Source organism: Providencia sneebia DSM 19967, assembly GCF_000314895.2.
Lineage (GTDB): Bacteria > Pseudomonadota > Gammaproteobacteria > Enterobacterales > Enterobacteriaceae > Providencia > Providencia sneebia.
This window is the reverse complement of sequence record NZ_CM001773.1, coordinates 120,282-146,010: the sequence shown is the minus strand read 5'-3', so window position 1 is coordinate 146,010 and position 25,729 is coordinate 120,282. Positions and strand designations below refer to the sequence as shown.

At 39.4% G+C, this 25,729-nt stretch carries 19 protein-coding genes, 3 tRNA genes and 1 pseudogene; 15 read left to right on the top strand and 8 right to left on the bottom strand.

All coding sequences use genetic code 11. From position 1 onward, the window contains the following. Positions 1 to 15: 15 nt before the first annotated feature. From OO7_RS00685 to OO7_RS00675, 3 genes are all read right to left on the bottom strand, one after another. Positions 16 to 1,386 (bottom strand): APC family permease, encoded by a 1,371-nt coding sequence (locus OO7_RS00685; RefSeq protein WP_008914040.1) that lies wholly within the window; start codon positions 1,384 to 1,386, stop codon positions 16 to 18. Positions 1,387 to 2,191: 805 nt separating this feature from the next. Next, positions 2,192 to 3,082, bottom strand: a complete 891-nt coding sequence (gene rarD / locus OO7_RS00680; RefSeq protein WP_008914039.1) for an EamA family transporter RarD — start codon at positions 3,080 to 3,082, stop codon at positions 2,192 to 2,194. A gap of 161 nt (positions 3,083 to 3,243) precedes the next feature. Next, a complete protein-coding gene (locus tag OO7_RS00675; RefSeq protein ID WP_008914038.1) occupies positions 3,244 to 3,714 on the bottom strand; it encodes a thioesterase family protein in 471 nt (156 codons plus the stop codon). A gap of 154 nt (positions 3,715 to 3,868) precedes the next feature. Here OO7_RS00675 and pldA point away from each other — a divergent pair, with 154 nt between their 5' ends. The 5 genes from pldA to OO7_RS00650 all read left to right on the top strand — a co-directional run bounded on the left by pldA (position 3,869) and on the right by OO7_RS00650 (position 9,609). Beyond that, the gene (pldA, locus tag OO7_RS00670) at positions 3,869 to 4,762 is read left to right on the top strand and encodes a phospholipase A (RefSeq protein ID WP_008914037.1); all 894 of its coding nucleotides are present in this window, start codon (positions 3,869 to 3,871) and stop codon (positions 4,760 to 4,762) included. 139 nt (positions 4,763 to 4,901) lie between these two features. Beyond that, a complete protein-coding gene (gene recQ, locus OO7_RS00665; RefSeq protein ID WP_008914036.1) occupies positions 4,902 to 6,728 on the top strand; it encodes an ATP-dependent DNA helicase RecQ in 1,827 nt (608 codons plus the stop codon). Between the two features lie 16 nt (positions 6,729 to 6,744). Continuing rightward, positions 6,745 to 7,740, top strand: a complete 996-nt coding sequence (pldB, locus tag OO7_RS00660) for a lysophospholipase L2 (protein WP_008914035.1) — start codon at positions 6,745 to 6,747, stop codon at positions 7,738 to 7,740. 13 nt (positions 7,741 to 7,753) lie between these two features. Beyond that, positions 7,754 to 8,563 carry a sugar/pyridoxal phosphate phosphatase YigL gene (yigL, locus tag OO7_RS00655; protein WP_008914034.1) on the top strand — a complete coding sequence of 270 codons (810 nt, stop codon included), beginning with the start codon at positions 7,754 to 7,756 and terminating at the stop codon, positions 8,561 to 8,563. Between the two features lie 257 nt (positions 8,564 to 8,820). Next, positions 8,821 to 9,609: a tetratricopeptide repeat protein gene (locus OO7_RS00650; protein WP_008914033.1), complete on the top strand. Its 789-nt coding sequence runs from the start codon at positions 8,821 to 8,823 to the stop codon at positions 9,607 to 9,609. 48 nt (positions 9,610 to 9,657) lie between these two features. Here the strand turns inward: OO7_RS00650 and OO7_RS00645 are convergent, their stop codons facing one another. The 4 genes and pseudogenes from OO7_RS00645 to rsgA all read right to left on the bottom strand — a co-directional run bounded on the left by OO7_RS00645 (position 9,658) and on the right by rsgA (position 15,683). Next, positions 9,658 to 9,987: a hypothetical protein gene (locus tag OO7_RS00645; protein ID WP_008914032.1), complete on the bottom strand. Its 330-nt coding sequence runs from the start codon at positions 9,985 to 9,987 to the stop codon at positions 9,658 to 9,660. Positions 9,988 to 10,047: 60 nt separating this feature from the next. Beyond that, a pseudogene (mscM, locus tag OO7_RS00640) lies at positions 10,048 to 13,388 on the bottom strand (miniconductance mechanosensitive channel MscM). A gap of 42 nt (positions 13,389 to 13,430) precedes the next feature. Then, positions 13,431 to 14,333 carry an archaetidylserine decarboxylase gene (gene asd, locus OO7_RS00635; RefSeq protein WP_008914031.1) on the bottom strand — a complete coding sequence of 301 codons (903 nt, stop codon included), beginning with the start codon at positions 14,331 to 14,333 and terminating at the stop codon, positions 13,431 to 13,433. A 300-nt stretch (positions 14,334 to 14,633) separates the two neighbouring features. Next, a complete protein-coding gene (gene rsgA / locus OO7_RS00630) occupies positions 14,634 to 15,683 on the bottom strand; it encodes a small ribosomal subunit biogenesis GTPase RsgA (RefSeq protein ID WP_008914030.1) in 1,050 nt (349 codons plus the stop codon). A gap of 104 nt (positions 15,684 to 15,787) precedes the next feature. Between rsgA and orn the strand changes: the two genes are divergently transcribed. The 4 genes from orn (at position 15,788) to OO7_RS00610 (ending at position 16,931) form a co-directional block, all read left to right on the top strand. Then, entirely contained in the window at positions 15,788 to 16,336 is a 549-nt protein-coding gene (gene orn / locus OO7_RS00625) for an oligoribonuclease (protein ID WP_008914029.1), read from the top strand. Positions 16,337 to 16,628: 292 nt separating this feature from the next. Beyond that, positions 16,629 to 16,704: transfer RNA gene (locus tag OO7_RS00620), tRNA-Gly, on the top strand. Positions 16,705 to 16,744: 40 nt separating this feature from the next. Further along, positions 16,745 to 16,820, top strand: a tRNA-Gly gene (locus OO7_RS00615). Between the two features lie 35 nt (positions 16,821 to 16,855). Next, positions 16,856 to 16,931: transfer RNA gene (locus OO7_RS00610), tRNA-Gly, on the top strand. Between the two features lie 697 nt (positions 16,932 to 17,628). Here OO7_RS00610 and queG read toward each other — a convergent pair. Continuing rightward, positions 17,629 to 18,786: a tRNA epoxyqueuosine(34) reductase QueG gene (gene queG, locus OO7_RS00605; RefSeq protein WP_008914028.1), complete on the bottom strand. Its 1,158-nt coding sequence runs from the start codon at positions 18,784 to 18,786 to the stop codon at positions 17,629 to 17,631. Between the two features lie 347 nt (positions 18,787 to 19,133). Between queG and tsaE the strand changes: the two genes are divergently transcribed. The 6 genes from tsaE (at position 19,134) to hflX (ending at position 25,666) form a co-directional block, all read left to right on the top strand. Continuing rightward, a complete protein-coding gene (tsaE, locus tag OO7_RS00600; RefSeq protein WP_008914027.1) occupies positions 19,134 to 19,598 on the top strand; it encodes a tRNA (adenosine(37)-N6)-threonylcarbamoyltransferase complex ATPase subunit type 1 TsaE in 465 nt (154 codons plus the stop codon). Positions 19,599 to 19,612: 14 nt separating this feature from the next. Further along, positions 19,613 to 20,908, top strand: coding sequence for an N-acetylmuramoyl-L-alanine amidase AmiB (gene amiB, locus OO7_RS00595; protein WP_008914026.1), 1,296 nt, complete (start codon positions 19,613 to 19,615; stop codon positions 20,906 to 20,908). A gap of 11 nt (positions 20,909 to 20,919) precedes the next feature. Beyond that, positions 20,920 to 22,821 carry a DNA mismatch repair endonuclease MutL gene (gene mutL, locus OO7_RS00590; RefSeq protein WP_008914025.1) on the top strand — a complete coding sequence of 634 codons (1,902 nt, stop codon included), beginning with the start codon at positions 20,920 to 20,922 and terminating at the stop codon, positions 22,819 to 22,821. Further along, positions 22,814 to 23,752: a tRNA (adenosine(37)-N6)-dimethylallyltransferase MiaA gene (miaA, locus tag OO7_RS00585; protein ID WP_008914024.1), complete on the top strand. Its 939-nt coding sequence runs from the start codon at positions 22,814 to 22,816 to the stop codon at positions 23,750 to 23,752. Before mutL ends, miaA begins: the two co-directional genes overlap by 8 nt. Positions 23,753 to 23,994: 242 nt before the next feature. Further along, positions 23,995 to 24,288 (top strand): RNA chaperone Hfq, encoded by a 294-nt coding sequence (gene hfq, locus OO7_RS00580; RefSeq protein ID WP_008914023.1) that lies wholly within the window; start codon positions 23,995 to 23,997, stop codon positions 24,286 to 24,288. A 97-nt stretch (positions 24,289 to 24,385) separates the two neighbouring features. After that, positions 24,386 to 25,666 (top strand): ribosome rescue GTPase HflX, encoded by a 1,281-nt coding sequence (gene hflX / locus OO7_RS00575; RefSeq protein ID WP_008914022.1) that lies wholly within the window; start codon positions 24,386 to 24,388, stop codon positions 25,664 to 25,666. Positions 25,667 to 25,729 lie beyond the last annotated feature (63 nt).

Below are 25,729 nucleotides of genomic sequence, written 5' to 3'. Positions count from 1 at the left end.
CTAATTAATCTATTTTTAGTTAATGATCATATTGGTTTCATCGTCTGAAATCGCAGGTGGACGACGTTTAAAACCTTGGGTCAATAATGTGAGATAGAGTGCACCCGCCGCTAGCCAGCATAAGCCAACAGTGAAAGCTTCTTTATCTAAACTTGTCCAAAGCCATAGCGTCAGTATGACACCAATTGATGGCATAATCAGGCAAGTGATTAATTTTTTCTTGCTAGTGGCTTCTTTGTTATCAATATAAAAATGCTTAATAACGGATAAATTCACGAAAGTGAAAGCAATTAATGCCCCGAAACTTATCATTGATGCAACCATACTTAATGATAAAACTAAGGACAAAAGTGAAGCGATAGCAACAAATAAGATTGAATAGACTGGTGTGTTCAATCGTGGATGTAAATGGGCAAAGATTGAGCGAGGTAACACGCCATCACGGCCCATTGCATAGAAAATTCGTACAATACTGGCTTGAGATGTCATTGCAGAAGCAAATACACCAATGACATAGGCTGTAATAAAGCTTGATGCCATCATTGAGCCACCAACTTTTTTCATTACTGCCAAGCTAGCGGTATCCGTGTTAGGGATAAAGTCGTGCCACATAGGGTAAACAATATGTGCAGTGTAAGAGATAATGACAAAAAGCGTACCCGCAATAAATACGGTATAAATGATAGCTTTTGGTAATGCTCGACGAGCATCTTTAGTCTCTTCTGCCATTGTTGAAATTGCATCAAAGCCCAAGAAAGCTAAACATAGCACAGCAGCCCCAGCAAATAATCCGGGAACTTGGTCAGATGCTAATGTAATTGGCTTTAACAGTGCTTCCACATCAAAAACAAATTGTGTCGCGAAGCTGAGGTATAAAAATACGGCGATAAACACAATTTGCATCGCAATAATTAGCATGTTCATTGAGGAAACTAATTTAATTCCCAGAACATTCATCAGGCTAACAATCGCAATAGTTGTACAAATAATCGCATACATTGGAATACCCGCTAATGCAGGGATTTGAGAGAAAGCTTCATGGACGAAGATCCCAATAGCAATGTAATTGATAATAGGTAGAAATAGGTAATCCAGTAGCTGTGCCCAGCCGACTAAGAAACCAAGCGTGCCCCCAAAAGTTTTTTGCACATAAGAATAGGCAGATCCTGCAAGCGGAAGTGCACTTGTCATACGGCAATAACTCATGGCGGTAAATAATACAGCAGCCAATGTAATCAGATAAGCGAGCGGCAAATGGCCTTCGCTTAATACGGTCACTTGACCATAGGTGGTGAAAATTCCGAGTGGTACCATGTATGCCAACCCGAAAAAGACTAAGGCAGGTGTGGTCAGTACACGTTTCATTTGAACGGTATTTTGTTGCATTTCTAAGCCCTTCCCAAAAGCCCTTAACAACCATCAACTCTTTCTGAATACACAGGCGGAGCGAACCTAAAATGCAGTTTTATAACTAAAGTTATAGCCCTACATATCTTGATACGTTCCAAATCATTTATTTGGCTGCTTAAAGCAACTTAAATTATTTGGAGTCGGTCTTACATTTCATTTTTAAAACAACCTTGCATCCAATTTCAGAAAACCTCGCACCAGGACATGAAATCACATGTCATCGTGCGCACTTTAATGAAACGTCAGTGATGAATCGGACCATCACCATCCGCTGGGGTGAATACAGGGGCGTACAATATAGTGATGATGTTTCGTTTGCGCAATAATTTATTTCTATATTCGATATATTTTATATTGTTATTGTATTTTACGATTTAATTACAATATGTATTTGTAAAATATATGTATTAAATTTCAATTGGTTATTATTAAATATAAATAAAGAAAAATAGCATTTTAGATAAGATAAGTTATTGTCGACATTTGAAACAGAGGAATTAGTTTTAATTTCCCTTAACTTTATGATTTTAATATATTAAATATGTATTTATGCGGGTTTTTGTTTTATGAATTAATAAAAATAATGATTATTAATAATAGCACTATCCAGAATAAATTTAATTTATAAGCTGGACTTTTTAATTTACGAAGTACTCATTGAATTCTATTCTTAAAATAAATTAATATTTAAAGTTCCATAAAATGAAACACTGAGCTAATCATCATTATGACGATTAGGCATCAGTGTTTTTGTATTATAGACTAAATGGCGTTAATAAATTTATTTTCTTAGCCTACGCTGTGTATAAAGAGCATCCAACGTAAATAAAATTAATGCAACCCAAATAAATCCAAAGGTTACCAATAGCTCTGCTGTTATTTGTTCACCATAAACAAATACAGCAAGTAGGAACATGATTGTTGGCCCTAAATATTGGAAAAAGCCTAATGTTGATAAACGTAGATGATTCGCTGCTTCCGTAAAAAGTAATAATGGAATGGTTGTGATGACACCAGCAAGAATTAATAAGATATTCAAATGCCAATCATTCATCGCCATATTGCTTGTCGGACTATCTGCAAAAAAGAGTAAGAAGATCGCCCCTACAGGAAGTAGCCACATAGTTTCGAAAGTCATACCAATTTGCGCATCAACCCCCAGTTTTTTACGTAATAGACCGTAAGTTGCAAAAGTTACCGCTAAACTTAATCCAATCACTGGAACTGAACCAAATTGCCAAAGCTGAATGAGCACACCTGTTAAAGCGAGAGCAACGGCAACCCATTGCATACGGCGAAAGCGCTCTTGTAGAAATAGCATCCCAAATAGCACGTTAACAAGCGGGTTAATAAAATAACCTAAACTTGCTTGTAGCATATATCCATTATTAACGGCCCAAATATAAATTAACCAGTTACAGGCGATGGTAATTGCAGTAACACCTAATATTAGTATTTTTTTGGGTTGTTTTAACACTTGGCGCATATAGCTCCAGTGTCGTGTTACCGTTAATAGAATAAGCATAAAGAAAAATGACCAAATAATACGATGAGTCAGGATCTCTTCTGCTGGCACCTCTTTGATGGTTTTAAAATAAATAGGCGCGATACCCCAAATCAAATAGGCGCCCAAGGCACATAAAACGCCCTTGATTGTATTTTGCTGGCTCATGATTGGCTCTGAATATATGGATTAAAAGCTAAAAAACAGTTGGTTGAGATAGTTGACCGGAGAAAAAACCGGTTCGATTTATGACTCAGCTAATGTGACATTGCTCGCGTTTTTTTACAAGTAATTAGTTCACATGGCAACTATTTTTTTATGTTATGCTTTTATCCAATAAGATAAGTTGCTGTCGCTGTTGCAATATGTTGATTAAGCTCATTATGTAATTCACTGCGAGTGACCGCAATTTTATTACCATCACGCAATATGCTCGCACTGGCGGTAAATATTTCTCCTCTGCCTGGGCGTAAATAATCTACACGTAGATCAATGGTGCCCATTTTAGACATTCTATTAATAATATTTTCGCGTGTGAGTGATGTAATTCGTTGTAATAAACGGTTAATACAAACCATTCCTCCTGCTACATCTAATATTGATGCAATTGCGCCACCATGAAGAATGTTTTGAGTAAAATTACCAATAAGTTCAGGACGATTACGCAGTGTAAGCTGGACAAAATCATCACTTATATGAGCAAGCTCGATTCCTAAAAGATGATTAAATGGCATTTTATAGATAAATGCATCGCTCATAAATTTACTTGCTTCTTCAAAAGAATAAGTATGTTCATTCATCTTGCACATCCTTTTTTTAATAAGTAAATGATAAGCTATCATTATGTATTATTTTTGTCTCTAACAAACGAATGAATAATCTTTCAGCAGCTATCGGATTTTATGTGTAAAATAAGACACAATAGTTGGATATATTCAAAATAGGAATAACAGAATGCGCGCTCTTAATACACTACTCAGTGTAGTGCTTTGTTTTTGGTCTATTTCGATTTTTGCAGAAACGAACCTAGATACATCAACAGAGTCTGATGTAAAAGATATAAAGCCAGTTCGAGGCAGTATTATTTCGGGTTTATTACAAAACTATGATAATCCTTTTGTACTTTATCCTTATGAATCAAACTACATTATTTATACTTATAGTTCGTCTATCAATAAAGAGGCGATTAAAAGCTATGATTGGGGTAAAGACGCACTGCGTGACGAAGTCAAATTTCAACTTAGTCTTGCTTTCCCATTATGGCGAGGAATTGCAGGTGATAATTCACTCTTAGCCGCGTCTTATACTCAGCGTTCATGGTGGCAATTAAGTAATAAAAAAGAGTCAGCCCCGTTTCGTGAAACAAATTATGAACCTCAGGTATTTATAGGTTGGGCGACAGATTACCAATTTGCTGGCTGGACATTACGTGATATTGAAACGGGTTTTAACCATGAATCAAATGGACGTTCTGACCCAACCTCACGTAGCTGGAACCGCATTTATGCGCGTGCAATGGCGCAAAATGGAAATTGGCAAGTGGATTTGAAACCTTGGTATCGTATTCATGAAAGCGCCAGCAGCGATGACAACCGGAATATCACGAAATATATGGGCTACTACCGTTTAAAAGTCGGTTATGCATTAGGTGATAGCGTTATCTCTACAACGGCTCGATATAATTGGAATAGTGGCTATGGCGCTGCGGAATTAGGCTGGAGCTATCCAATTACTAAGCATGTTAGATTATATACCCAATTATTTAGTGGCTATGGCGAATCAATGATTGATTATGATTATCGACAAACTCGGTTTGGTATTGGTGTGATGTTGAACGATATGCTTTAGTCATCAGAACTTATTTGCTAGCATACATTCACTTTCTAGATTACTTGTCATTTAGGCTGAGTTGGAAGGTACCTAGCACTTTTGACCCAATATTAGCGGCGCATTTGAGCCGCCATCAGTTTGTAACTTGAGGATTCATGTGTCGACCGCTGAAGTGATCTCCCAATTATCACTCGCCGAAAGTATTTTAAACAGTACCTTTGGCTATCAATCTTTTCGTCCCGGTCAAGAAGCGGTTATTCGCGCTATTCTTGATAATCGCGATTGTTTGGTCTTGATGCCGACTGGGGGTGGAAAATCTCTTTGTTATCAGGTGCCAGCTTTAGTTAAAGATGGGATCACATTGGTTGTTTCTCCTCTTATTTCACTGATGAAAGATCAGGTCGATCAGCTGCAACTTCATGGTGTGAATGCGGCATGTTTGAATTCATCACAAACAGCACTTGAACAACGCGAAGTGATGGATGCGTGTTCTCAAGGTAAGATAAAATTGCTGTATGTCGCACCCGAAAGGCTGCTCACTGACTATTTTCTCAGCCATTTGTCTAACTGGAATGTTGCACTATTTGCTGTCGATGAAGCGCATTGTATTTCGCAATGGGGACATGATTTTCGCCCCGAATATCGCGGTATGGGTCAGTTAAGACAGCACTTTCCAGATGTGCCAGTTATGGCATTAACGGCAACAGCAGATGAAACCACACGCGCGGATATTATTCGCCGTCTAGATTTACAAGATCCACTAATACAAATCAGCAGCTTTGATAGACCAAATATTCGTTATACCTTGGTAGAAAAATATAAGCCATTAGATCAATTATGGTTCTTTATCAAAGCGCAAAAAGGTAAAGCCGGAATTGTTTATTGTAATAGTCGCAATAAAGTGGAAGAAACGGCAGAACGTTTGAAAAAACGCGGGCTGACGGTGGAAGCTTATCATGCAGGCTTAGATAATCAGCAGCGTGAATGGGTACAAGATGCCTTTTTGAAAGACAATATTCAAATTGTTGTTGCAACTGTGGCATTTGGTATGGGCATTAATAAATCGAATGTCCGTTTTGTTGCCCATTTTGATATACCGCGAAATATCGAAGCTTATTACCAAGAAACCGGACGTGCAGGACGAGATGGTGTCGAAGCCGAAGCCATTCTATTTTATGATCCGGCTGATATGGCATGGCTACGCCGTTGTCTTGAAGAAAAACCGGCTGGCATGCATCAGGATATTGAACGGCATAAATTAAATGCCATTGCAGCGTTTGCTGAGGCGCAAACATGCCGTCGTTTAGTCTTACTCAATTATTTTGGTGAAAACCGACAAACGCCTTGTGGTAACTGTGATATTTGTTTAGATCCACCTAAACAATATGATGGATTAGTTGATGCGCAAAAAGCATTGTCATGTATTTACCGAGTCGGGCAGCGATTTGGTATAGGTTATATTGTTGAAGTACTACGCGGCGCTAATAACCAAAGAATACGCGATCTAGGGCACGACAAACTTCCCGTTTATGGTATTGGTAAAGAGCATTCCAATGAACATTGGGTCAGTGTGTTGCGGCAATTAATTCATTTAGGCATGATTGTTCAAAATATTACGCATTTTTCAGCATTACAATTAACAGAAGCGGCAAGGCCTGTTTTACGTGGTGAGACGTCACTCCAACTTGCTGTTCCTCGTGTTTTAGTCACAAAAAGCCGTAATCAACAAAACAAAATTTATCATGGCAATTATGATAAGAAGCTCTTTGCTAAATTACGGAAGCTGCGAAAATCCATTGCAGATGAAGATAATATTCCACCCTTTGTTGTTTTTAATGATGCGACACTCATTGAAATGGCAGAGCACTGTCCAACATCATCATCAGAATTATTATTAATTAATGGTGTTGGGGAGAAAAAGCTCGAACGTTTTGGAGAAGCTTTCATGGCTTTAATCCAAGATCATATTGAAGGCTATGAATGATGAGAGGTTAAATCGCATGACACCTAAAAGGCTAAAAGAGAGCTGGCTAAATCGCGAGACACAATTTTCTGCATTTACGAATGGGCCACTTTTAGACTTTTGGCAATTACGCGAAGAAGATGAATTTTTAGGTGTTGATGATATTCCTATCCGCTATGTGCGTTTTATTAATTCTCGTCACCATAAAGCCATTGTCATCTCACCTGGCCGTAGCGAAAGCTACGTTAAATATCCAGAAGTCGCTTATGACTTCTATCATCTTGGCTTCGATGTCTTTATTATTGACCATCGCGGACAAGGGCGGTCAGGGCGTATGCTCAGTGATCCGCAAAAAGGTCATGTTGAAAAATTTACGGATTATATTGACGATTTTGCCAAGTTTATTGAGCTTGAAGTGCGTTATCGGCATTATCCCAAATGCTATGCATTAGCGCACTCTATGGGCGGCGCTATTCTTAGTGGATATTTATTGCGCGATAAAATAACCTTTGATGCAGCAGCACTTTGCGCGCCGATGTTTGGGATTAACTTACCGATGCCTCGTTGGCTTGCAGGTTTTATTGTTGAAAGAGCAGAATCACGGCAAAGTGTGCGAAATGATTATGCTGTCTCAACAGGAAAATGGCAGCCTTTGCCTTACCTTATTAATGTGCTGACACATAGTCAGGAGCGTTATCGCCGCTATTTGCGCTATTACGCTGATTATCCTGAATTACGTCTTGGTGGGCCAACTTACCATTGGTTACGAGAAAGTTTTTCAATAGGCAATGAATTAATTGAAAAAGCGGGAGATATTGATGTACCACTAATACTGCTAGAAGCCAGTGAAGAAAAAGTGGTCAGCAACCGAGAGCTACAAGCTTTTTGTCAAAATAGGCAAAAAGCGCAAACAGGAAGAGAAGAAAAATTACCTCTCATTATTGAAGGGGCACACCACGAAATCCTGTTTGAAGTGGATGCACTAAGAGCAATGGCTCTAAATGCAATTTGTGATTTTTTTGCGAAGTATTAGTTAGGAATTATTTATGAAATATCCTGTTGTTGCTTCTGATTTGGACGGTACGCTTTTATCCCCTAATCATGATTTAACGTCTTTCACTAAGGAAACTTTAAAGCAGCTGGTGGAAACACAAGATGTTCATTTTGTGTTTGCAACAGGTCGCCATCATATTGATGTTGCTCAAATAAGAGATGGCTTAGGCATTAATGCTTATATGATCACTTCTAATGGCGCTCGTGTACACAATACCTCTGGCGAGTTAATTTTTAAGCATAATGTTGATGCTGATATTGCACATGAACTGTGTTTAATGGAATTTGAGCATCCTGATATTGTGACCAATTATTATGGTGGTGATGATTGGTTTATTAATAGAGAAAGCCCTGAGCAAAAAGCGTTTTTTAAAGAATCTGTTTTCCAGTACACCTTATTTGATCGTCATGATTTTGATACTTCAGATGTTTGTAAAGTCTATTTCACCAGTGAAAATCATGACGTGTTAGTTGACTTACAAAATCGTATTCGTCAGCGTTGGCAAGACAGAGTCAATGTCACATTTTCATTGCGTAGTTGCCTTGAGGTCATGGCGGGCGTAGTTTCTAAAGGGGATGCATTACAACAAGTTGCAGCCCTACAAGGTTATCAGCCTCATCATTGCATCGCATTTGGTGATGGTATGAATGATAAAGAGATGCTCACTATTTCTGGTAAAGGGTGCATTATGGAAAATGCACATCAAATGTTGAAAGATGAATTACCACAATTAGAAGTAATTGGTTCAAATGCAGATGATGCCGTTGCTCACTATTTGAGAAAATACTATATCAATAAATAATATTAGCTGTTCTATGCAATGTTAAGGCTGGTTAGGTTCTCCTTCCCAGCCTTTATTTTTATTATCGATATGCGAAGGTAAAAAAGTGCGATAAAGGCGAATAACACTATTTTTCCTATTCTTTATGATACCAAGTGAAATTAAACTGTAAGAAAGTCTAAATTAGGTCTGGATTAACTGGTTATAGATGATAAGTTAAAAGTAGTTCATCACACTATTTTTCGGTTGGAATGCTGTATTGTTGAGGGTTTTTTAGGATGAAAAAAATTGCATTGGCACTATTGCTTGGTTCTGTTTGTTATAGCTCTTTATTATTGGCAGTGCCTACAACATCAAGCACATCTCAGCAAACAATTGAGCAAGTGACAGAAGCAGCACATAATGGTGAACCAACCTCACAATTTCTTTTAGGCGAACGCTATTTTACGGGAGATGGGGTTTCTCAAGACTCGAAAACCGCAGCAGAGTGGTTTATCAAAGCAGGTGATAAAGGCAATGTTGATGCTCAGTTTCGCCTAGGCACCATGTATGTCAACGGTTTCGGTGTAAGACGAGACTATGAAAAAGCAATGCTTTGGTATGAGCAAGCTGCAAAACAAAATGATACTCGTGCTGAAACGAATATGGCAATGATGTATGCGCAAGGTCTTGGTGTCACGCAGGATAGCACAAAAGCTGCATTTTGGTTTAGAAAGGCAGCTCAAGGCGGTAATGTGATTGCTCAATTCAACATTGGGCAGATGTATTCTGTTGGAAATGGTGTCGATGTTGATAACGAAAAAGCAGTATTTTGGTTCCGCAAAGCAGCAAAACAACATGATGCTAAATCACAAGATCGTTTAGGTGTCATGTACTTTGAAGGTAAAGGTGTGAAGAAGAACCTTCAGCAAGCTTATGCATGGCTATCAACTGCTGTTTATAGCGGTAATAAAGAGAGCCATAGATTACAGCAAAAAATAGCCGAAAAACTGGATGAAAACGAGTTGAAGCAAGCGCAAAAATTAGCAGACAATTATATTAGTAGCTATGGTTTTAAAGCGGGTTAAGGCATTCACTTTAGATTTTAGATAGTATTAAATCTGAAAATACCAAGATTAATAAGCAATAAACCAATATCCAATCATGATCAAGATTGAGAGCACTAAGTAAACCCAGCATAGCCGGTAAAGGCGGTTATATCGCCAGCCCCGGCGGATCTTCAATTGTAATGATCGAGTTGATAGTTGGCGAGTAAATAGACGATATACCACAATATAGGCTAGACTTAAAACTTGCCAAAGATACAGGATTTTAGTCGCGAAAGATTTACCACATATCAGCAAAATAACCAGAGGAATTAGGAAGATCAATATCGAGCTGATCCGCTCAAGTTGCGTGATCCGAGATATTGCTAATTCATCTTGTGGCTCTGTAAATGGTTTCATTCACTCTCCTGAAATTTTCATAGCATGACTAAATATATATTATTAGTCATGCCACTTCATCTATAGCTCGCCCGTTTTACGACTTGGATTACGTCCTGAAGGGTTACTTGTCGCACTTTGAATATAATTTTCGCGGATATCCACATGAGCTTGGAATGGCGGGAATGGTAATGTAATCCCTTGTTCTTCAAATGCGGCAAGGATGTTTTGGTTGATTTCATGGCGAGCAGGTAAACGATGCCCCATTTCTGCTGCGAATACACGTAATTCAAAAATTTGTATCCCTTGTTGTAAATCAACTAAGTAAACTTCTGGGCTTGGATTATCCAATATCATTGGTGAACGTTCTGCCGCTGCTAAAAGAATTGAGGTAACTAGCTGGCTATTAGTGTCAGGTGGTGCCGGAATTGTTATGACAATACGCGTGATAGTGTCAGATAAAGACCAGTTAATAAATTGCTCCGTAATAAACGCTTTATTCGGGACAATAATTTCTTTTCTATCCCAATCCGTCAATGTGGTGGCGCGTGTATTAATTTTAGTAATACTGCCTGTTAGATTGCGGATTGTAACGGTATCACCAATACGAATCGGTTTTTCAAATAAAATCATCAAACCAGAAATAATGTTGGCAAAAATTTCTTGTAAGCCGAAACCAAGCCCCACCCCCATTGCGGCAATCAGCCATTGTAACTTAGACCAATCGATCCCCAGCATTGAGAACCCAACAATCGTGCCAATGATGGTAATAGAATATTTAGTTAATGTACTGATTGCATAACCGGTGCCCGGTGTTAAGTCGAGATGCTGAAGAACCGCTAATTCAAGCAAAGCAGGTAGGTTACGAACAAGCTGGGTCGTGACAATAATAATTAAAATTGCGATGAAGATAGAACCCATTGTAATAGGCTGGACTGTATCGACACCATTAATCGTTGAAGTGACATCCCATAAGCGAATATTTTCTAGGAATGAGAATGCGGTATGAAGTTCAGACCATAACCAAATCAGTGAAACAAGTGCAATCATGGTTAGGATAGAACGCACAAGCCCGACGGATTGCGCGCTAATTGCATCAAGGTCAATCACTGGCTCCTCAATGTCAATGGAACCTTCAATACTGGTGTTATGTAATTGTGTGTCATCTTCCCCTTTTGCCCGTTGTGCCAAAATATCAGCACGACGCTGTTTTGCCCGCTCAAAGGCGAGCTTACGGCGCTGCATTGACATCCAACGACGGATGGTATGATAAACAATTAACAATACAAACCAGATAGCGACGGAGGTTTCTAAACGCGCCAGCAATGCTTGTGATGTTGAGAAATAACCCAATAAAGAGAAAAATGCTGCCGCAATAGGAGCAATGAGCAACATCCACCATAACGCTTTATTGATGAGGTTATCCCCTGAACCATGCCTATCTAGGTAAAGTGGCACTTGCGTGCGTCGCAAGTTATTGGTCATCAAACTCAGGGCAAAACATAATAGAAGAAAACAGAAACGGCCAATTGTGGCAGCAAATTCTCTGTCACTGTAATACTCAAACGTAATCAATGACATCATTAACGGCACAATGACAAAAATGGCGAGGCGATAATAACGCATTGCCCGTTTTACTGAACCTTTATCCCAACCAAAATGGGCGATAAATAAGCCCGTTTGGCGAGAGAACGTTTCACTGATCATAAAAAGCCACAACACTGGTGTTGTGGCACTTACACCATAGCCAATAGCCGCAGCCATAGGGAATTGCCACGCGCTTTGTAAGCCATAGCCGATCGCTGACCACATCATGGGAAGCGGTAGAGCGACTATAATTGACCAAAAAATTGTGCGAATAGTCAGATAAAAGTGGTCTTGAGTGACTTTACCAATACGTAAGCTTGCGCGATCAAGGAAGTCTTGATAATGCCTGCGTGTACTGATACTAAAAATCACTAAAATGACTGAACCCAAAAGATAGAGGAATGTATTTTGGGTGGTTACCATTACTTCTAATGCGCCCGTTAACTGAGAAAGTGTATCTAAAGAGAGTAATTGGGTAATATCAGTAATTAATAAAACGGGGTAATGGATGTTGATTGGTGGAACATCTGCGACCCAGAATAGATAACGGTGTGAAGCATCTTTAACATCTTTTAATGCATCAGTGAGTTGACTTGTGGAAACATTCAGCTTGGTTAGCTCTAACATTTCGGTATCAAAACCTGAAATTAAAGATGAAAGTAATTCTTTGCGTGTTTTGATTAATGAAGCATAAACTTGAGCCTGCGATGAATTTAAATCGTTCTCCGTTTCTTGAACACTGATATCCATTTTGGATAGTCTATCAAGCATATCTTCATAGTTGAGTCGCTGAACACGTAAGTCTGCCATATCGCGATTAATTTGCTGATTTTTTGGCATTTCAGGCAAGCGCGATAATTGCGTGCGTAAGGCTTCCCCTAATGTATTTGAACCATCTAACCATTGTGCTTGTTCACGAATCGTTGTTAAGGCTTGGCGTGCATCTTGGATATTGGCAGAAGTTGTTGCTTGATTAGCATTTATTGTGCTCATTCTCGCCGCTTGGTTGGTCAGCTCTTGCGAAAGTTTGCGGTTAATGTCGATTTGCTCTTTTAAGAAAGGGGTTAATTCACCTTGTTCTGCGAGCATTTCAGTATGTTCTAAAGCAAGCACAGCTTTTTGCTGCCGTAAGGTATTTTGTACCTCACGTAATTTTTGTAACTCTAATTCAAGGCGATGATAACGTTTTTATTAATATCTAACGTCATTCGCGAGATTTCTTGGCGATTACTTGCCGATAATTGCGCCATTTCCAGCTCATTAACACTGGATTTGCGAGCGGCTATTTCTGCTTGAGCAAGTGCTGCTTGCGCTTCTGATAAAGGTGTCGCAGAGCTATTCAAAGATTGATAGCGAAATGTTGCTTCTGACAGCAATCGGCGAGCCTCAGACAATTGCTGAGGAAGTGCGCCTAAAGATTCACTGATTTCGCGCCCTTTATCTTGCTCTTGTTGGGTTTTTCTTCCTTGCTCAAGCAACTGGCTGCTGACCTGAATAATTTTTTGTTCAAGTTCAGCTAACGTGATATCACTCGGAATTGCTGGTGGCTCATCACTTTCCTTGAGTAGGTTTTGTCTTAATTCCTTGATAATCTTGGGGTAATTATCAATAGCATCTTGGTAAGATTTAGCTCGGGCATCCGATTCTTTGGCTTCACCAATCCAGTTCAAGGCACCTTGGAGCGCCTGAATTATTTCGGTATCTTTAGGATTCTTACTTGCATCAAGTTGAGCAAGCTCCTGTTTAATCTGTGTCTCATTCAGCGAGGTATTCGGTGCTGCAATAGCTGAAAAGGCGATTAGCAGGCTGAAAAAAAAACTGGTAATCAAACGCACAGTCAGGAGCTCCTTAAAGCAATTAATCAACAAGTGAATTTATTAAACTTGTGTATCAGCAGAATGATTAACTTCGTTGTCTGCCTGTGACTCAGCAAGTTGCTCGCCCATTCGAGTGGCATAGCCCGGAATAAGGGCCGGATTAAAGCGAATTGCATTAGGTTGAAAGAGGTTAATCACAGTAGAACCTAATTTAAACAGCCCCATTTCTTCGCCTTTCTTCAGGAAAATAGCGCCTTCAGCATGTTCATCTGGATAAGTCCAACGTTTGATTATGCCTTCACGTTGTGTATTTACACTGCCACTCCAAACTGTTTCGATACTCCCTACAATGGTTGCACCTACTAAAATTTGTACCATTAATCCGAACTCGGTTTTGAATACGCAAATTAGTCGCTCATTACGCGCAAATAAATTTGGCACATTGGCTGCTGTTAATGGATTAACAGAAAACAAATCACCAGGAACATAAATCATTTCTGTTAATAAACCATCACATGGCATGTGTACACGGTGGTAATCACGAGGAGATAGATACGTCGTAATAAAATCACCACCACGGAATTTATCGGCTAATTGATAATTGCCAGCTAACAAGGCTTCAACAGTATAATAATGCCCTTTTGCTTGGAAAATTTGGTCGTTTTCAATTGCACCAAGTTGGCTAACCGCTCCATCAGCGGGTTGGGCTAATTGGTTGCTACCTGCGACAACAGGACGAGCATCTTCTTTTAATAAGCGAACAAAAAAATCATTAAACGTTGCATAAGCACTGAATTCGCTTTTTTGAGCTTCATTCATATCGACTTTATAGACTTTAGCAAACAGCTTTATTGCCCATTGAGTGATAAATCCTGCATTTTTATTAGCAAACCAACCCGCCAATTGCGTCAATCCTTGTTTTGGCAGTATATATTGCAAACGTATTTTAATTTTATCCAGCACGGGAACCTCAAGTTAGTAAAGGCTAATTAGCAAATAATTAATATTAAAGATGGCTCATGAAATAGAACACCACAACGTGTTGAGCCATTTGAATTATTAGCAGAAAATCAATGAAAGTGATTTTCCAATTTCTAGCAAGCCCAAAAAAATAGTCGAAAATTGCCAGTAATCCGCATTGTACCTTTGCTTTTTTAATTAGGCTATTTTGTTTCTATGGTCTTAAAATTTTTATGGCAAGTAAGCAAAATACTCAAAAAATTAAGTACACATTGACTTGCCATAAAGGAAGAAAACAGGGGGCTACTTCTCTTTACCTGTGAAATTTCCACGCGGCTTCACTTGTTCCATGCTTTCTAAAATTCGATGGTAATTTTCAAAACGTGATTCAGCAATTTTCCCTTGGTCGGTTGCTTCACGAATTAAACAGCCCGGATCATCAAGATGTTTGCAATCTCTAAACTTACAGCCACCAAGATACTCTTTAAATTCGACAAAACCTTTTGTCACTTGTTCCGTAGAAAGATGCCACAAACCGAATTCACGGACTCCCGGAGAGTCAATCACATCACCACCTTGAGGGAAATGGTACAGTCTTGCTGTAGTGGTTGTATGCTGACCTAAGCCTGAGTTATCTGACACATCATTGACAAGAATAGTTTGCTCATTAGGTAATAATGCATTGAGCAAACTGGATTTACCTACACCGGATTGGCCAACAAAAACAGAAATTTTTCCTGCAAGAATATCTGTCAGTTCTTCCATTCCTTCATTTGTGTGGCTAGACACCTCGAGGACTTTATAACCAATATCGCTGTAGATTTTCATCAATTCACTGACCCATTGGCGATTTTCATCATCTAGTAGGTCAATTTTATTGAGAACAATAATCGGCTGGATACCTAATGTTTCACAAGCGACTAAATAGCGATCAATAATATTAAGCGAAAGTTCAGGCAAAATGGCTGAAACAACCACAATTTGGTCGATATTTGCAGCAATTGGCTTCAAACCATCATAATAATCAGGGCGGGTGAGAACTGAGTGACGTTCGTGAACCGCTTCAACAATCCCATTGACCTTGATATCACTTTGGGTATTTAGCGCAGGCCGCCACACAACACGATCACCTGTTACAAGGGAAGAAATCGTGCGACGTAAATTACAGCGTTGCAATGTTCCATCACTGGCTTCTATATCAGCATGTTGGCCGAATCGGCTGATCACTAGGCCTTCTTGTGCTTCACCTAATTGGCTATCATCAATTTCTACGGCGCTTGTTTTTTTAAGTCGTTTTTGATGATTTGCTTGCACTCGGCGCTGCTGGCCTTTTGACAGTTTTTGCTTAGCCATCTGAGCTCTCTTTATATTATAAACTGTTTTAAGTTTGCGGATCGCGTCGATCTCTTAAACGGGTTATCATACACGAACTCCACGGGATCAAGTTAGGGTATATGATGCAAAAGAATGAGAATAATTTAATTTGGATCGATTTGGAAATGACAGGGCTCGATCCTGATCGTGACCGTATAATCGAAATCGCCACAATCGTGACAGACAGTCAACTTAATATTTTAGCACAAGGCCCTGTGATTGCCGTTCACCAAACACCAGAGCAACTGGCTTTGATGGATGAATGGAATGTTAACACACACACTGCGAGTGGGCTTGTTGAACGTGTTAAAAATAGTGCTTTTGCTGAATGTGATGCAGAGCAGGCGACTATTGAATTTTTAGAGCAGTGGGTACCAAAAGGTGCTTCACCTATTTGTGGTAATAGTGTTGGGCAAGATCGCCGTTTTTTATTCCGCTACATGCCTGAATTAGAAAAATATTTTCACTATCGTTACTTAGATGTTAGTACATTAAAAGAGCTAGCGCGCCGTTGGAAACCAGAGATATTAGCAGGTTTCACTAAACAAGGTACTCATCAGGCTTTAGATGATATTCGTGAATCAATTGCTGAATTAGCTTATTACCGCGAAACATTTATCAAAGCGGATTAATTGAGTTAGTTATAAATAGGTTGGCTACTGAAAAGTGGTCAACTTTATCGCACAGGTTTTTCAATTAAGTAGCTAACACTAAAATAAGAAAGTAATAGTTGTTAATTGATTGAAATCAGATGGTTACTTTATATGTTGATTAAATAAGCATAATGTTTATTTAATCGTCAAACAAACAAAAAAATGAAAAATTTGATGTAAAGGGCTTGCCTGCCGTCTAATTTCTCGTATAATTCGCACCCCGTACCGATGAAGTTTTTTCATTAGTACGAAAAGCAATAAGATGTGTATTGCGGGAATAGCTCAGTTGGTAGAGCACGACCTTGCCAAGGTCGGGGTCGCGAGTTCGAGTCTCGTTTCCCGCTCCAAATTTTCTTATTGTTTTAGCTAAAGCACTATTTTCGGTCTGCGGGAATAGCTCAGTTGGTAGAGCACGACCTTGCCAAGGTCGGGGTCGCGAGTTCGAGTCTCGTTTCCCGCTCCAATTCTTCTTAGTGTTTTAGTTTAAGTCCTCTCAATGCGGGAATAGCTCAGTTGGTAGAGCACGACCTTGCCAAGGTCGGGGTCGCGAGTTCGAGTCTCGTTTCCCGCTCCAAAATTTTCTTACCTTTCTATTTTAGTTAATTTTTTCACTTGAATCACAATTCCTACTTAATTTGTAGACTATACTAAATCCGATATATAAATATTTTATCCATTATTGAGTTTTGTTTTGTGAGAAAGTCTAAGTGCTTCAATGTTCGTGAATCTCTGTGGTTGATCTGATGATCTTTTTGCGATCTTGGCTGCTTTTTTACTTGCATTCACAAGGTTGCCGCCATAGAATAGCGACCCCTCACCAATAGTGGGCATCAATAAGTGACTCAAATATTGTCACTTCAAGTTATAAATTTATAAGAAATATCTTTTTTATCTATTCAACTAATTTCAAGCGTGGAACCTCATTTTTTACAACTTTATATTTAATAAAAAGGGTAAAAGAGTTAGCTTATTTCGTTTTTGGTTGTAAATAAGTTATCCACAATGCAATGTATTAACCGCCCGTATTATGGGTGGCTGTAACACTTTCCTACACAGAGTTATCCACAGGTTTTATTTCAGCTTATTTTTATTAAATAAAAATTAATTTTCATTTGTAATTACATATCTTATTGATTTAAATAAATAATTGTTTTTGTGCGAAATGTAGGGCATGCTACTTGCAAATTCTTTAGTCATTGTCAATTAAGCAATTTTTATTTTATTCACATAGATTTGGTTTTTTATAATAGAAATTATATCAGAGTATTTTTTTAGGCATCTCTTGGTAAACCTTTAGATATAGCACGTACAAGGCGTTTCTGCTGTGAAGTTTGAATTGCCACTTGATTTTCTTCCCGACGATATAATTGTTGCTGTATTGCCCAATTAAAATGTTCATCTAACATTTCTCCCATTCCTAGCCGCTCACGTAAGGCAACCACAATGCCGTCTTGGTAAGGCGCATTCCCGAGAGCAACGCTGATATTTCTTAACCATTTCATATAGCCAATTCGACGGATCGCGGAACCTTCTGTTATGCGAAGAAATTTTTCTTCTGTCCAACTAAATAGTTCAAGAAGTTCTGGGGTATGTAACGCGCGTCTAGGGCTAAAATCTTCTTCATCAGTAAGCTGAGAAAAACGATTCCATGGACAAATCAGTTGGCAATCATCACAGCCATATATTCGATTTCCCATTAAAGGGCGAAATTCTTCAGGAATTGGTCCATCTAGTTCAATGGTTAGATAAGAAATACAACGACGAGCATCAACTACATAAGGTTCAACAATTGCCCCAGTTGGGCAAGTTGTCATACATGCAACGCAGCGGCCACACTGTTCCTCAATAGGTTGATCAACAGGAAGAGGTAAATTAACTAATAACTCTCCAAGAAAAAACCAAGATCCTGCTTCCCGATTCAAGATCAATGAATGCTTTCCTGTCCAACCTAGACCAGCTTTAACGGCAATGGGGCGTTCTAAAATTGGTGCAGAATCTACAAAAGGGCGGAAATTAAGCTCATCTGAACAAGTATGTTCACGACAATATTCTAAAATACGATCACTCAGTTTTTTTAAACGCTGCTTTAATAGTTTATGATAATCACGGCCTAACGCGTAACGGCTAATATAGCCTAATTCGGGATTATTCAGCGTGCTAGCAAATGCAGCTTTTGCAGGTAAGTAATTCATCCGAACGCTGATGACGCGCAGTGTGCCGGGATGTAGCTCATGAGGCCTTGCTCTCATCATTCCATGGCGTTCCATCCATGCCATGTCACCATGATATTGCTTATCTAACCATGCTTGCAGCTTAGGTTCTTCCAGTGAAAGGTCGGTATCACAAATACCAACTTGCTGGAAACCAACTTCAAGGCCCCATTGTTTGATATTTTGAGCAAGAAGGTCGAGATCGAGGAGTATTGCCATTAGCGTTTACGAAAAATGAGTTAAGCCAGTAGAATTGCAGCGGAAACTGTATCATGCTTAGGGTCTGTCGTCGACGTTGTACATAAAAGTTGGTTTTTATTTATTGTTTCGCAAAATATGAATAAGATCATTTGACGCTTAGGTTTAATAAATGTCACTTATATACATTTAAATATCAGCAAAAAGAACAATTGTCGGATTTGAATATTCCAATAATATATTCAATGCGATAACTTTAACTATTTCTATAATCTAAATTAAGAAAAATGCATTGGCTTAGGTTACTATAGTAATTAATTTATACTGCTGATCCATTTTTTATTCTGACTAAGTTGATTACATAACTCATGAAAGAACGCATTTTACAACTTGCTAATGAAGATCAAACTGTTGCACTAGGGCGTGCAGTTGCGAAAGCTTGTAAGCAAGGTCTGATCATCAACCTATATGGTGACTTAGGCGCAGGTAAGACAACATTTAGCCGCGGTTTTTTACAGGCACTGGGTCATAAAGGACATGTTAAGAGTCCAACATATACATTAGTAGAACCTTATGATCTTCCTGAAAGGCAAGTTTTTCATTTCGATCTTTATCGACTAGCGGATCCTGAAGAGCTGGAATTTATGGGAATACGTGATTATTTTTCACCAGAATCGATTTGTTTAGTGGAATGGCCCCAGCAAGGTAAAGGGTTTTTGCCTGAAGCAGATCTTGAGCTCCATCTGACATATCAGAATGAAGGTCGTCAGGCTCACTTTATTGCTTTTTCTGCAAATGGGGAGTCGTTGTTAGAATCATTACCCGCACTTTAAGGAATATCTTGCTCATGACGAATGCATTACCAATAAAAATAACAAGTCAGCGTATTTTCTCTTTCTTGTTGCTATTGATGATTTTTGCTTTAGGGTTATTTACTCGTCCGGTAATTGCAGCAACGTTATCGAATATTCAAGTGAATAATAGCCCTTCTCAGGCACAAGTTATCTTAACGTTTGCTGATGGTCGCCCTAGCTACAAATATTTTCCATTGCATTCACCTGAGCGCCTTGTCATTGATATCCAGCAAAATAGTGAGGTCATTGGATTACCACTTAAATTACCTGCGGGTGATTTGGTTAAAGTTGCGCGTAAAAGCCAACCAATGGATAGCAACCATAAGCGAATAGTGCTTGAGCTTACAAAAGAGGCGAAGGTTCAAACACGACTGGAACAGGTGTCAGGCCAGTATCAACTTATCTTTGATCTTTCTACGGGTAAAGCTAACACATCATCATTTAAAAATACGACTCAGAAACCAGTACAAGCTGAAAATAAAAATATTAGCCCAGTTGCTACAGCACCTGAGAAGTCATTAAAAATCAATAATCCTCCGCCTGTTATCACTAAGCCCACAAAAACGGCTCCAAAAGGTACTCAACAAGTGGTGATTGCAATTGATGCAGGACATGGCGGAAAAGATCCCGGAGCGATTGGGAAAAATGGTTATCGTGAAAAAGATGTCACATTGAGTGTATCGCGGAAACTGTATCAAAAATTGGCTGCTGACCCGATGTTTAAACCTGTAATGACGCGTGATGGTGACTATTTTATCTCTGTTGGTGGGCGCTCTGATGTCGCCCGTAAAAAGAATGCCAACATGTTAGTGTCTATTCATGCGGATTCTGCACCAAATAGCAGTGCGCGAGGCGCGTCTGTGTGGGTGTTATCAAATCGACGTGCTAATAACGAATTAGGTAATTGGCTTGAACAGCGTGAAAAACAATCTGAATTATTAGGTGGTGCAGGCGATGTGTTAGGTGATGCAGACCCATATTTAAGCCAAGCTGTTTTAGATTTACAATTTGGGCACTCACAACGTGTTGGTTATGATGTTGCAGTTAAAGTCATTCAACAACTGAAAAAAGTCGGTAATATCCATAAAAATACGCCGGAACATGCCAGTTTAGGTGTATTACGTTCGCCAGATATTCCTTCGATTCTTGTTGAAACGGGCTTTATTAGTAATGTTCAAGAAGAGAAATTATTAAAATCAAACGATTATCAAGAAAAAGTGGCTGAGGCTATTCATCAGGGATTGAGACAATATTTCCTTGCTAACCCTTTACAAGCTGCTCCAAATTAAAAGGTAATATGATGGCAATACAGATCCTTTCTCCTCAATTAGCTAACCAAATTGCCGCAGGTGAAGTTGTCGAAAGACCGGCATCTGTTGTAAAAGAATTAGTTGAAAACAGCCTCGATGCAGGGGCTACTCGTATTGATATTGATATTGAACGAGGCGGAGAAAAGTTGATCCGTATCCGTGATAATGGTTGTGGAATTGGCAAAGATGAGCTTATTTTAGCCTTAGCTCGCCATGCAACCAGTAAGATTGCCACATTAGATGACTTAGAAGCCATTATGAGTATGGGGTTTCGCGGTGAAGCATTAGCCAGCATTAGCTCCGTTTCTCGTTTAACCTTGACTTCTAAGCCCGCAGAACAAAGTGAAGCATGGCAATCTTATGCAGAAGGTCGTGATATGCAGGTTAATGTGAAGCCGGCAGCTCACCCAAACGGTACGACAGTCGAAGTGCTTGATCTGTTTTATAATACACCCGCGCGTCGTAAATTTATGCGTACTGAAAAAACAGAATTTGGCCATATTGACGAAATTGTCCGCCGAATTGCACTGTCACGCCCTGATGTTGCGATTAATCTCAGCCATAATGGCAAACTTGTGAAGCAGTATCGTGCAGCGCATGATGAGGTTCAGCAAGAACGTCGCCTTGCTTCAATTTGTGGTACCAGTTTTATGCAAGGTGCTTTAGCCATTTCTTGGCAACATGGTGATTTAGGTATTAAAGGTTGGGTTGTCGCACCTTCTCATTCCTCTGTGATTGATATTCAATATTGTTATGTTAATGGCCGAATGATGCGCGATAGGTTAATTAACCATGCCATTCGCCAAGCTTATGAAGGGCATTTAACGGATAACCAACAACCAGCTTATGTGCTGTATTTATCCATTGATCCGCATCAGGTTGATGTCAATGTACATCCAGCAAAACACGAAGTTCGTTTTCATCAAGCAAGATTAGTGCATGATTTTATTTACCAAGGCGTGCGTACTGCATTATTGAATGCGATTAGCCCTGATGAATTGCCGGGGATAGAACCTGCGCCACAAGAAATTGTAAACCGCACTTCTGCGGGAGATAACTATTTTACCTCAGCATCTCCTAATCATTCTCAGCAACTAAAACCAAAAGAATCTATTCAATCTACGAGAGCGCCTGCACCTTCTGGAAATATTCATCAAGGAAAAACGGGTTTTGGGCATTCAGCCGCAACTTATGACCGAAAAGCGGGACAACTTTACCAAAAACTGATGTCAGTCCCTGTAGCAGAAGAAGAGAAAAAACCTTTATTTCCAACGAAACAACCATTAGAAGCAACACGAGTTTCCTCACAGCCTGTTGCAAAAAATGCGAATAGCTATTCGTTTGGTAAGGTATTGACAATTTACGCAAAAAACTTTGCATTAATTGAGTCTTCATCAGGATTAATGCTGTTATCCTTAGTAAAAGCTAATTATTTATTGAAACTGGCTCAATTATCACCAAATGGTGAAACGCTGAAACCTCAACCATTACTTATACCGCTAAAATTATCACTTAATTCTGATGAAATTACGGTTTTTCAGCGTAACAAACAACAATTGTCATTATTTGGTATTGAAGCCTCGATTTCTCATAGCAAAGTTACTATTCATGCGGTATCGTTACCGCTTAGAATGCAAAATTTGTCCCAGCTTTTTTCAGGTTTATTGGCTTTTTTGTCAACAAAAGAGAGCGCAACTCATCAAGATGTTGCACAATGGCTTGCAAAAACAGTTTCACAAGAAAAAATGCAAGAAAGCTGGAGTTTAGCACAGGCAGTTCAGGTGCTCGCAGATGTTGAAAGGCTTTGTCCACAGTATGTTAAAGAGCCTTCACCAACATTATTACAATTAATTAATTTAGAATCCGTGGTAGCTATACTAACAAATGAGTGATTTAGTAACTCAAAATAAGCCAAAAGCAATATTTTTGATGGGGCCGACTGCTTCAGGTAAAACTGCGTTGGCAATAGCCTTGCGCCAGCAATTACCTGTTGAGATTATTAGCGTCGATTCCGCGTTAATCTACCGTGGTATGGACATTGGTACCGCGAAGCCAAATGCAGAGGAACTTAGCCAAGCTCCTCATCGTCTTATTGATATTCTTGACCCTTCTGTTCCTTATTCCGCTGCTGATTTTCGGCGAGACGCATTAAATGTTATGGATGAAATTACAGCTCAAGGTAAAATTCCATTACTTGTTGGCGGTACAATGCTGTATTTTAAGGCCTTGCTAGAAGGGTTATCTCCATTACCATCTGCTGATCCTGCCATACGTGAAGAAATAGAAAATATTGCTCAGCAGCAAGGTTGGGGAGAAATTCATCGTCGCTTAGAACTTGTCGACCCAGTAGCAGCTGCAAGGATCCACCCTAATGATCCGCAAAGATTATCCCGAGCTTTAGAGGTATATCTCATTTCTGGGAAAACTTTGACTGAAATGACACAAACAGCGGGTGAAGAATTACCTTATAATGTGTTCCAGTTTGCTATTGCTCCTCAAGATCGTAAAATTTTACATCAGCGTATTGAGCAGCGCTTTCATAAGATGCTAAATGAAGGGTTTGAAGAGGAAGTTCGTGCTCTTTATAAACGTGGCGACCTTCATGTTGATTTACCTTCTATTCGCTGTGTGGGATATAGACAAATGTGGTCATATCTCGAAGGTGAAATAGATTATGATGAAATGGTTTATCGAGGGATTTGTGCAACTCGCCAATTGGCGAAACGGCAAATAACTTGGTTGAGAAGCTGGGATAATGTTCATTGGTTAGATAGTGAACAACCACAGCAAGCGCTTAAGACTGTCATGCAAGTTATGCTTTAAATTAATTAAGTGACATGTGGATAACAAGTAGAAAACTAAGGTGTATTGGAGTTATTAATCGTTTATTAGCTTCAGTTAGCTAAGGGCACTAATTCGCGTGCAACTTGAACTATAGAGAGTATATTCGTGCACAGAGTCATTGTTTATGTGTACAATTAGAACGTTAAGCGTAATTTTTGAGTAGTTACTTTTTGGAATCGTAAGGTTCTCATTTAAAAACAACAAAATAAGGAAAACATAGAATGGCTAAGGGGCAATCTTTGCAAGATCCGTTCCTGAACGCATTACGTCGTGAAAGGGTTCCGGTCTCAATTTATTTAGTTAACGGCATCAAATTGCAAGGACAGATTGAATCTTTTGACCAGTTTGTCATTTTACTTAAAAATACGGTAAGTCAGATGGTTTATAAACATGCTATCTCTACCGTTGTCCCTGCACGCCCGGTTTCTCACCATAGTGGTAGCGCTGCTGGTACAGGTAATGGCAATTATCACTCTGGTAATCCTGCTCAGCAGGACGGTGAAACTGCTGAGTAATTCAGGTTGTACGTTGAAATTCAAGGAAAACATGGGTAGGGAGGCTTTACCTATGTTTTTCCTTTGTATTTATAGTTAAACCTAAGAGGTTATAACCTTGTTTGATAGGTACGAAGGCGGTGAATTAGCTGTATTAGTACATGTTTTTTTCTCTCAAGAAAAAGACACTGAAAATCTGGCAGAATTTGAATCACTTGTCACATCTGCGGGTGTTAAGCCTGTTCAGATTGTAACTGGTAGTCGTAAATCTCCACATCCAAAATACTTTGTTGGAGAGGGTAAGGCGGAAGAAATCGCTGAAGCTGTGCAGGAAAGTGGTGCAGATGTGGTGTTGTTCAACCATACTTTGAGCCCAGCACAGGAGCGCAATCTTGAAAGATTATGTCAGTGCAAGGTGGTTGATCGTACGGGCGTTATCTTAGATATATTTGCTCAAAGAGCACGTACCCATGAAGGTAAACTTCAAGTTGAGCTTGCGCAGTTACGTCATTTGTCTACTCGCCTAGTGAGAGGCTGGACGCATCTTGAGCGACAAAAAGGTGGGATTGGTTTACGTGGCCCCGGAGAAACTCAGCTTGAAACAGACCGTCGGTTATTAAGAGGGAAAATTAGTCAAATATTATCCCGTTTAAGCCGAGTAGAAAAGCAGCGTGAACAAGGTCGTCAAGCAAGAAATAAAGCCGATATATCAACGGTGTCTTTGGTCGGTTATACTAACGCGGGTAAATCAAGTTTATTTAACCGTATTACTGATTCAGAGGTTTACGCGGCAGACCAACTGTTCGCAACACTCGATCCAACATTAAGACGTATCAATGTTGAGGATGTTGGGACAGTCGTCCTGGCAGATACAGTAGGGTTTATTCGCCATTTACCCCATGATTTAGTGGCTGCGTTTAAAGCAACACTGCAAGAAACACGTGAAGCAACATTATTGCTGCACGTAATTGATGCAGCTGATAGCCGTGTAGATGAAAATATTCATGCGGTTGAAAGTGTTTTGGAAGAAATTGAAGCAAATGAAATTCCAACACTTTTAGTGATGAACAAAGTGGATATGCTGGAAGATTTTATCCCGCGTATCGATAGAAATGAGGATAACAAACCTGTTCGTGTCTGGGTTTCAGCGCAAACGGGCGAAGGAATTCCTCTGTTACTACAAGCATTGACGGAACGCCTTTCAGGTGAAATCGCACATCTTGAATTGTGTTTACCACCAAGTGAAGGCCGTCTGCGTAGCCGTTTTTATCAACTCGAAGCCATTGAACGCGAATGGCAAGAAGAAGATGGCTCAATTGGACTTGAGGTGCGTATGCCAATCGTTGAATGGCAACGTTTATGTAAGCAGGAACAACAATTACTTAGCTATGTGATTTAATATACAGCTAGGAAATGGAATTGATATTAAGAGCGGTTATTTGCTCTTAGCCCTAAAAATCAA